Below are 8,728 nucleotides of genomic sequence, written 5' to 3' on the forward strand. Positions count from 1 at the left end.
GCCGTAACCCCCGAACCGGCCCCGCTAGCCCCGGACGCCGAGCAGCCCGCCCAGCCGGAGAGCGAGCCCGCCGTCCCGGTCGCGCAGCCCGTCCAGGAGCCGCAGGCCCCCGAAGTCGCCGCCGATCCGAATCACGCGCAGGTCCAGCAGCCGGGTGAGTACACCGCTCCGACGGACGCCCCCGGCGCCGAGGAGCAGGCGGCGGCCGCGAGTGCCCCCCTCCCCGAAGCGGAAGCGCCCGTCGCGGAGCCCGCGGCAGAGTTCCCGGAAGCCGCGCAGGCCCCGGAGGCCACCGCCGAGCCGGCCGTCGCACCCCAGCCGCTCGCGGCCGCGAACCCGGTCGTGCAGGAGCCCACCGACCCGCAGCCGGCCCCGGCAGAGGCCGTCCCAGATGAGGCCGTCGCGGCCGAGGCCCCCGAGCCGTTCGTCGCCGAACCCGCCGGCCCGCAGCTCCGGTCCCCGGCCACCCAGCCCGTACAGGTTCTCCAGGCCCAGCCCCACCCGCCTGTTGAGCCTGCCGAGCCCGCGGTCCCCCAGGAGTCTGCGCCCGAGCAGCCGCTGGGCCAGTTCGTGCCGGTCGAGGGATCGGTGCCGACCACCCCGCACCTCGCTCCGCCCCCGCCGCAGCCGATCGTCCTCCCGGTGGAGGAAGTACCGGGTTCCGTCGCCACGGTTCCCGCGCCCCGCGAGGGCGACCCCGGCCTCGTACAGCATGCGGAGGACCTGGACACCCGGGCTGCCGCCGACCAGGAAGACCCGCAGGTCCCCGCAGCCCCGGAAGAAGAGAGCACGGCGGCATTTGAAGAGGCACGACAGTCCACCGGCCCGGCCGCGCCCGCCTACGACGACGCCGAACGCGAGGCCGTCCTCAAGGTGATGCGCGAGCGCCGCGACATCCGCAACGGCTTCCGCAGCGACCCCATCCCGCACGAGGTGCTGCTCCGCGTCCTGGAGGCCGCCCACACCGCGCCCTCCGTCGGGCACTCCCAGCCCTGGGACTTCGTCGTCATCCGGTCCGCCGACACCCGGCGCACCATGCACGAACTGGCGATGCGCCAGCGCGACGCGTACGCCAAGTCGCTGCCCAAGGGCCGGGCCAAGCAGTTCAAGGAACTGAAGATCGAGGCCATCCTCGACACCCCGGTGAACATCGTCGTCACCGCCGACCCGACCCGCGGCGGCCGCCACACCCTCGGCCGCCACACCCAGCCCCAGATGGCGCCGTACTCCGCCGCACTCGCGGTCGAGAACCTCTGGCTCGCCGCCCGCGCCGAGGGTCTCGGCGTCGGCTGGGTCAGCTTCTTCGACGAGCGGGAGATGGTCCGCGCCCTCGGCCTTCCCGAGCACCTGGAGGTCATCGCCTACCTGTGCGTCGGGTACGTCGACGAGTTCCCGGACGAGCCCGAACTGCTCCAGGCCGGCTGGTCCAAGCGCCGCCCGCTGTCGTGGGTCGTGCACGAGGAGACGTACGGCCGTCGCGCCCTGCCCGGCGAGGAGCCGCACGACCTGCTCGCCGAGACCGTCGCCCAGATCCGCCCGCTGGACGCCAAGGCGCTCGGCGAGGCCTGGGAGCGGCAGAAGCGGATGACCAAGCCGGCCGGTGCGCTCGGCATGCTGGAGATCATCTCCGCGCAGCTGTCCGGACTGTCCCGCCAGTGCCCGCCGCCGATCCCGGAGCCCGCGGCCGTCGCGATCTTCGCCGGCGACCACGGTGTGCACGCCCAGGGCGTGACTCCCTGGCCGCAGGAGGTCACCGCCCAGATGGTGGCCAACTTCCTCGGCGGGGGAGCGGTCTGCAACGCCTTCGCCGGACAGGTCGGCGCCGAGGTGTGCGTGGTGGACGTCGGCGTCGCGGCCGACCTGCCCGCCACCCCCGGCCTCCTGCCCCGCAAGGTCCGCGCCGGTACCTCCGACATGACGACCGGCCCCGCGATGACCCGCGAGGAGGCCAAGCAGGCCATCGAGGTCGGCATCGAGACGGCCCGCGACCTGGTGGCGGCCGGCAACAAGGCGCTGCTGACGGGCGAGATGGGCATCGCCAACACGACCGCGTCGGCGGCCCTGATCTCCGTCTTCACGGACACCGACCCGGCCGACGTGACCGGCCGCGGCACCGGCATCAACGACGAGACCCTCGCCCGCAAGACCGAGGTCGTCCGCCGCGCCATCGAGGTCCACCAGCCCGACCCGGCCGACCCCATCGGCGTCCTGGCGGCGATCGGCGGCTTCGAACACGCCGCGATGGTCGGCCTGCTGCTGGGCGGCGCCTCGCTGCGTACGCCGGTGATCCTGGACGGCGTCAGCGCCGGTGCCGCCGCCCTGGTGGCCCGCGCCATCGCCCCCGAGGTCCTGGCCGCCTGCATCGCCGGGCACCGCAGCGCCGAACCCGGCCATGTCGCCGCCCTGAACAAGCTGGGCCTGCGTCCCCTCGTCGACCTCGACCTCCGCCTCGGCGAGGGCACGGGCGCGCTGCTCGCGCTGCCGCTGGTGCAGAGCACGGCCAGGGCGATGCACGAGGTCGCGACGTTCGACTCCGCGGGCGTCACCGAGAAGTGAGTCAGGGCCGGGCCGGGGGTATGCGTTCCTGCGCGTCCCCCGGCCCCGCCGTACGCTGAGCCCACGTTTAAAATCCGCACGTCAGGGCTGCTCCAGCGCCGTAGCACCCATCGCACCGCCAGCACGAGGAGCCGCACCCTCATGGCCGAACACCCCGCCTACCCCGTGGGCCTCCGCCTCACCGGCCGCCGAGTCGTCGTCCTCGGTGGCGGCGAGGTCGCCCAGCGCCGTCTTCCGGCACTCATCGCAGCGGGCGCCGACATCACACTCGTCTCGCCCGAGGTGACCCCGTCGGTCGAAGCCATGGCGGACGCCGGAGAGCTCACCTGGGAGCGGCGCCCCTACGCGGACGGCGACCTCACCGACATCTGGTACGCCCTCATCGCCACCAGCGACCACGACGCGAACACCCGTGCCTCCGCCGAGGCCGAGCGCAACCGCGTGTGGTGCGTCCGCTCCGACGACGCCGACGAGGCCACCGCCTGGACCCCGGCGACCGGCCACAGCGAGGGCGTCACGGTCGCCGTCCTCACCACCGACGCCAAGGGCCGCGACCCCCGCCACACCGCCGCCATCCGCGACGCGGTCGTCGAGGGCCTGCGCGACGGCACCCTCGTCGCCCCGCACCACCGCACCCGTACGCCCGGAGTCGCGCTGGTCGGCGGCGGCCCCGGCGACCCGGACCTGATCACCGTGCGCGGCCGCCGGCTGCTCGCCGCGGCCGACGTGGTCATCACCGACCACCTCGGCCCGCGCGACCTGCTCACGGAGCTGCCGCCGAACGTCGAGGTGATCGACGCCGCGAAGCTGCCCTACGGCCGGTTCATGGCCCAGGAGGCCATCAACAACGCGCTGATCGAGCACGCCAAGCAGGGCAAGTCCGTCGTACGCCTCAAGGGCGGCGACCCCTTCGTGTACGGGCGCGGCATGGAGGAGGTCCAGGCGCTGGCCGAGGCGGGCATCGCGTGCACGGTCGTGCCCGGCATCTCCAGCTCCATCTCGGTGCCGGGCGCCGCCGGGATCCCGGTCACCCACCGGGGTGTCGCCCACGAGTTCACCGTGGTCAGCGGCCACATCGCCCCCGACGACGAGCGCTCCCTCGTCGACTGGCCGTCCCTCGCCAAGCTGACCGGCACCCTGGTCATCCTCATGGGCGTCGCCACGATCGCGAAGGTAGCCGAGACCCTCATCGCCCACGGCAAGTCCCCGGACACACCCCTGGCCCTGATCCAGGAGGGCACCACGGCCGCCCAGCGCCGGGTGGACGCGACCCTCGCGACGGCGGGCGAGGCGGTGCTCACCCACGAGGTGAAGCCGCCGGCGGTCATCGTCATCGGCGAGGTCGTGAACGTAGGACCGAACCCCTCCGCGTAACCGCGGGTAACACAACCCGTTCCAACCGTTGGCACCGTACCCAGGACAAGGCAGTATCACCCTGTGGCCGATCTCATCACCGTCGATGACCCCACCGACCCGCGCCTGCGCGACTACACGGGCCTGACCGACGTCGAACTGCGCCGCAAGCGCGAACCGGCCGAGGGCCTGTTCATCGCCGAGGGCGAGAAGGTCATCAGACGGGCGAAGGAAGCCGGCTACGAGATGCGCTCGATGCTGCTCTCCGCCAAGTGGGTCGACGTCATGCGCGACGTCATCGACGAGCTCCCGGCCCCGGTGTACGCCGTCAGCCCCGACCTCGCCGAGCGGGTCACCGGCTACCACGTACACCGCGGCGCGCTCGCCTCCATGCAGCGCAAGCCGCTCCCGACGGCGACCGAACTCCTGCGGTCCGCACGCCGCGTGGTCGTCATGGAGTCGGTCAACGACCACACCAACATCGGCGCCATCTTCCGTTCGGCAGCCGCCCTCGGCATGGACGCGGTCCTGCTCTCCCCGGACTGCGCCGACCCCCTGTACCGCCGCAGCGTCAAGGTCTCCATGGGCGCCGTCTTCTCGGTGCCCTACGCCCGCCTCGACACCTGGCCCAAGGGCCTCGAAACGGTCCGCGAGGCAGGCTTCACCCTCCTCGCGCTCACTCCGGACGAGAAGGCCAAGACCCTCGACGAGGCCGCCCCGCACCGCATGGACCGGGTCGCCCTGATGCTCGGCGCCGAGGGCGACGGCCTGTCCACCCAGGCCCTGGTGGCCGCCGACGAATGGGTCCGCATCCCGATGGCCCACGGCGTCGACTCCCTCAACGTCGGCGCGGCGGCCGCGGTCGCCTTCTACGCGGTGGCCACCGGCCGCCCTCAGCTCTAGGGCCTTGTCCGCCCGACAGGCCCCAGGGCCTGTCGCCGCCTACTCGGAGATCTCGTACGTCGACTCGTACGGCTCGGAGCCCGGATCCACCTGCTCGTGCTGCGGCCGTACGACGTCACCGTCGCTGCCGAGCCCGCGCTGCGGTCCCTGACAGCCCTGTGCCGCCGCGATGCCCAGCGCCACGAGCAGCGTCACCACGACGAACACGAACAGCCGCTGCCGCAGCAACTGTGGGTTGGCGGGGCGCCGACCCGTGCTGGTGTTCCGCGGCGCCGGACGCCCGGCACCGTTGCGCTGCGCCGGCCTGCCGCCGTTGCCCGCACGCGGGCTGTTGCGCGAGGCGGGCGTCGACCGGGTCCCGGACCGGGGGACGGCCGTACCGCCGTTCGCCGCGCCGCCGTTCCTCGACGGCGGAATCCCGTCGCGCGCGGGGCCGGGCCCTCGGGACACGCCGTGGCCGCGCGGGGCCGCGGCGCCGCGCGGCGGGGGAGTGCCCTGCGGACGACGCTGGGCGCGCTGCGGCTCCGGGTAGGTGTCGGCGAGCCGCCCGGTCAGACGGTCCGACTCCGCGGAACGCGGCGCGGGCGGGCGTACGTCTCCCAGTCCCTGCGCCTCCCGGGCCGCGATCTCCTTGAGACGCAGCGACAGCTGAAGCGTGCTCGGCCGTTCCTCCGGGTCCTTCGCCAGACAGGCCCGCACCAGCGGAGCCAGTGCGTCCGGTACGCCCTGGAGCTGCGCCTCCTCGTGTACGACGCGGTACAGCATCACCTCGGAGCTGCCGTGCCCGAAGGGAGAGTCACCCATCGACGCGTAGGCCAGCGTGGCGCCGAGCGAGAAGACGTCCGTGGCCGGGGTGACGGCGGCGCCGCGCACCTGCTCCGGGGCGAGGAAGCCGGGGGAGCCGACCGCCGTACCGACGTGCGTGAGGGTCGAGGCCCCCGTCGCCCAGGCGATGCCGAAGTCGATGATCCGCGGCCCCTTGGGGGACAGCAGAATGTTGGACGGCTTGAGATCCCGGTGCACGACACCCGCCTCGTGGACGGCGACCAGCCCCTCCGACAGGGCGGCCCCGACGGCGGCGACCTCCGCCGCGCCGAGCGGGCCCTCGTCGGCGACCTTGTCGTGCAGGGACGGGCCGGGCACGTACTGCGTGGCGAACCAGGGCCGCTCCGCCTCCAGATCCGCGGCCACCAGCCGTGCCGTACAGCCTCCGCGAATCCGCCGGGCCGCCGAGACCTCACGCGCGAACCGCGAGCGGAACTCCTGATCCTCCGCCAGATCGGGCCGGATCACCTTGAGCGCGACCCGCTGCCCCTTCTTGTCGGAGCCCAGGTAGACGACGCCCATACCGCCCGCGCCGAGCCGTCTGTGAAGCCTGAACGAGCCGACGACGCGCGGGTCCTCGCGCCTCAGGCGCATCATCGCCATGTTCATCCCCGCTGCCCGGTCCGTGTGACGAGCCACAGCTTACGTTTCCACGGGCCGCCGTGCGCAGAGGCCGCGCCCTCTCGGGGCGATGGATTGTCAGTGGTGGGTGGGAGACTTGAAGGGTGGTCAGGGGGCTGGCGAGCAGGGCTACTTCGGTGTGCTTTGCCCCTCAACCATCCATCACAGAAGGGGGATTGAGCCCGTGAAGGGTGATCGCGTGGAGATAGTCGTGGACGCGGGAGACACGACGCGCACGTACGAGGTGGTGGCGAGCAGGGCGGGCCGCCGGGTGGAGACGGCGGTGCGCCGGGGTGTCGTGGAAGTGAGCGAAGTCACCAGGAGCGGCTCGGTCGTGCGTACGGCCCGCTTCATGGCGACCAGGGTCCTGGCGCTGGTCGAACAGCCTGTGCCGCGTGAGGACAGCTCGGAGAAAGCAGGACAGAGCGGGCGTCCCCTCCGGGAAGACCCCGAGACCTAGGTCCTCGTCTCCACCCAGGGGAGTACTCCGCAGGTCATGGCTCATCCTCCGGGAGGCCCGCCAATCGGTACGAGGGCATGACGTGCGGGAAGCGCCGGACGCCTAGATTTGAGGTCAAGCGGCGGGTGGCAGCACTCGTCCCCCGAGGTCAGACACCCGCCGCTGCCAACGACAACCGACACAGGTCAGGAGAGGGACCATGGCCCAGACGGCACCGCGGACACTGATCCGCATGCAGGAGCGCACGCTGCTGCGCCCCCGCCGCCAGGGCCGCCGCCACCCCTTGGTGGCGACGCTCATGGCCCTTCCCCTGGCGGCCCTTCTCCTCCTCGTCTTCGACGGCTGGGAGACAGTGGCCACACAAGCGTCGTCCGTGGGCGTGATGCTGGGGCGCTGAGCGGCGACCCCAGGCCCGGAAGAGCGGTCCGGGCGGGGACATCCACCCATGAAACCCCGTGGGGACGGGGGTGCGGCGGACGGCACAAATGCCGGCGCAGCTGGGGAGCTGCGCCGGCATTGCGCCGTTTTGCGCCTAAACCGGCGCCGCTCTCGCGGATGTGGTTGCTCGCCGTGGGGGTTGCTCAATCATTGGTTGCGGTGGTCACCGGTGGGTTGTGGCGGGTGTGATCACGTGGGTGCGGCTGCGTAGCCTGCGGGCAGTCGTGCCGCTGGGGCGGCTCCCGACCCAAAGAGGGCGGCGTCCCGTCAGCGCCGGGCTGCGCGACCTACCCCCCGGCCCACGCCGACGCCGTCTCCCAGCCACGTACGCTCGGGCCAGATTCCCGCATCGAAGGGCGCCCGTGACCTCGAATCCGCTCCTGTCCGACCTCGCCGTACGAGCCAAGGTCGAGGCTCACTCGCGTACGTCCGCCTGCCTTTGCGGAGCAACCGTCACGCTCGCCGATCGCGCCGACGCCACCGTCGTCCGTCATGGCGGGACGGTCGCCAAGGCGCACGCCCAAGGCCTCACCCTCGCCGATCTCACACCCCGCCTCAGCACCGCTGCCCGGCTGTCCGACGTACTTCTCGCCCCGCTCAGCCCGCAAGCCGTCGACCTGCACGGCCGGCTGGTGACCTTCTGGCCCTACGGCACTCCCGTGGACCCCGAAGATCCGGACGCGGCCCCCTGGGAGGCGGCGGCGACGCTCCTCGCTCGGCTTCACCGGACGCCTGCCCCCGTTGCGCTGCCCCCCATGCGCGGCCCGGTCAAGGCCGCATCGGCGGTGTCGCGGCTCCGGGCGGCGGGAGCCGACGGGCCGGGTGCCGGCGCCGTACTCCGCGCCTGGGGCACCCTGCCCGACTGGGCCCGTGCCGAGGCCCCGCAGCCCGATGCCGGCACCCTCTGCCACGGTGACCTGCACCTCGGTCAACTCGTCCGTCATCCGGCACCGGACGGCCCCTGGCTGCTCATCGACGTCGACGATCTCGGCGTGGGCGTCCCGGCCTGGGACCTCGGCAGGCCGGCCGCCTGGTACGCCTGTGGGCTGCTGTCACCCGAGGAATGGCACCGTTTCCTGACCGCGTACCGGGCGGCCGCAGGACCGGCCGTTCCCGCGGACGGTGACCCCTGGCCCGCGCTGGACGTCCCGGCCCGTGCCCTGACCGTGCAGACCGCCGCCCGGGCGATCACCAAGGCGCAGGTCGAGGGCCGTCTCCTGGACGAGGTCGAGCAGGCACTCGTGGACGCCTGCGACCGAATGGCCGCCGTCCCCCCTGAGTTGGCCCAGGGCTACGCAAAGTAGTGTGCAACCGACCGCAGCCGGACAGAGTCTGTCCTGGCGACACACGAAGCAGGACCGACCGGCGAGGAGTTGAGCCGACGATGCAGTGTCCGAAGTGCCGAGCCCCGATGCACACCTACAACCGCAACGGTGTCCAGATAGAGCAGTGCAGCGGCTGCCGCGGGATCTTTCTCGACTACGGCGAGCTGGAATCGCTGACCCGCCTGGAGTCCCAGTGGTCCCAGCCGGCCCCGCCCCCTCGGCTGGGACCACTGGGACTCCAGGCGGG

The 8,728-nt window shown here is 72.9% G+C and carries 8 protein-coding genes; 7 read left to right on the forward strand and 1 reads right to left on the reverse strand.

Going from position 1 to position 8,728, the window contains the following annotated elements; genetic code table 11:
* The 3 genes from cobT to L0P92_RS38840 form a co-directional block, all read left to right on the forward strand.
* A partial coding sequence (gene cobT, locus L0P92_RS38830; RefSeq protein ID WP_234767843.1) for a nicotinate-nucleotide--dimethylbenzimidazole phosphoribosyltransferase occupies positions 1-2,556 on the forward strand: 2,556 nt, incomplete at its 5' end.
* Between the two features lie 141 nt (positions 2,557-2,697).
* Complete coding sequence (gene cobA, locus L0P92_RS38835) at positions 2,698-3,930, forward strand: uroporphyrinogen-III C-methyltransferase (RefSeq protein WP_234767844.1); 1,233 nt, start codon at positions 2,698-2,700, stop codon at positions 3,928-3,930.
* A gap of 63 nt (positions 3,931-3,993) precedes the next feature.
* Positions 3,994-4,812 (forward strand): TrmH family RNA methyltransferase, encoded by an 819-nt coding sequence (locus tag L0P92_RS38840; protein ID WP_234767845.1) that lies wholly within the window; start codon positions 3,994-3,996, stop codon positions 4,810-4,812.
* A gap of 39 nt (positions 4,813-4,851) precedes the next feature.
* Here the strand turns inward: L0P92_RS38840 and L0P92_RS38845 are convergent, their stop codons facing one another.
* Positions 4,852-6,246 carry a serine/threonine-protein kinase gene (locus L0P92_RS38845; RefSeq protein WP_234767849.1) on the reverse strand — a complete coding sequence of 465 codons (1,395 nt, stop codon included), beginning with the start codon at positions 6,244-6,246 and terminating at the stop codon, positions 4,852-4,854.
* A 196-nt stretch (positions 6,247-6,442) separates the two neighbouring features.
* On the opposite strand from L0P92_RS38845, the gene L0P92_RS38850 reads away from it, so the two are divergent.
* From L0P92_RS38850 to L0P92_RS38865, 4 genes are all read left to right on the forward strand, one after another.
* Complete coding sequence (locus L0P92_RS38850; protein WP_217214519.1) at positions 6,443-6,718, forward strand: DUF8836 family protein; 276 nt, start codon at positions 6,443-6,445, stop codon at positions 6,716-6,718.
* A 199-nt stretch (positions 6,719-6,917) separates the two neighbouring features.
* Complete coding sequence (locus L0P92_RS38855; RefSeq protein ID WP_234767846.1) at positions 6,918-7,115, forward strand: hypothetical protein; 198 nt, start codon at positions 6,918-6,920, stop codon at positions 7,113-7,115.
* Positions 7,116-7,518: 403 nt separating this feature from the next.
* The gene (locus L0P92_RS38860) at positions 7,519-8,460 is read left to right on the forward strand and encodes a phosphotransferase family protein (protein WP_234767847.1); all 942 of its coding nucleotides are present in this window, start codon (positions 7,519-7,521) and stop codon (positions 8,458-8,460) included.
* Between the two features lie 80 nt (positions 8,461-8,540).
* Positions 8,541-8,728 (forward strand): TFIIB-type zinc ribbon-containing protein (locus L0P92_RS38865; protein ID WP_234767848.1); only part of this gene is annotated, 188 nt, incomplete at its 3' end.

It is taken from the genome of Streptomyces muensis (assembly GCF_021474425.1).
GTDB classification, from domain to species: Bacteria; Actinomycetota; Actinomycetes; order Streptomycetales; family Streptomycetaceae; genus Streptomyces; species Streptomyces muensis.

Excerpts from the sequence above, each read along its gene's own strand:
- cobA (WP_234767844.1), top strand. The coding sequence starts at position 2,698 with ATGGCCGAACACCCCGCCTACCCCGTGGGCCTCCGCCTCACCGGCCGC.
- L0P92_RS38845 (WP_234767849.1), bottom strand. The coding sequence starts at position 6,246 with ATGAACATGGCGATGATGCGCCTGAGGCGCGAGGACCCGCGCGTCGTC.
- L0P92_RS38855 (WP_234767846.1), top strand. The coding sequence starts at position 6,918 with ATGGCCCAGACGGCACCGCGGACACTGATCCGCATGCAGGAGCGCACG.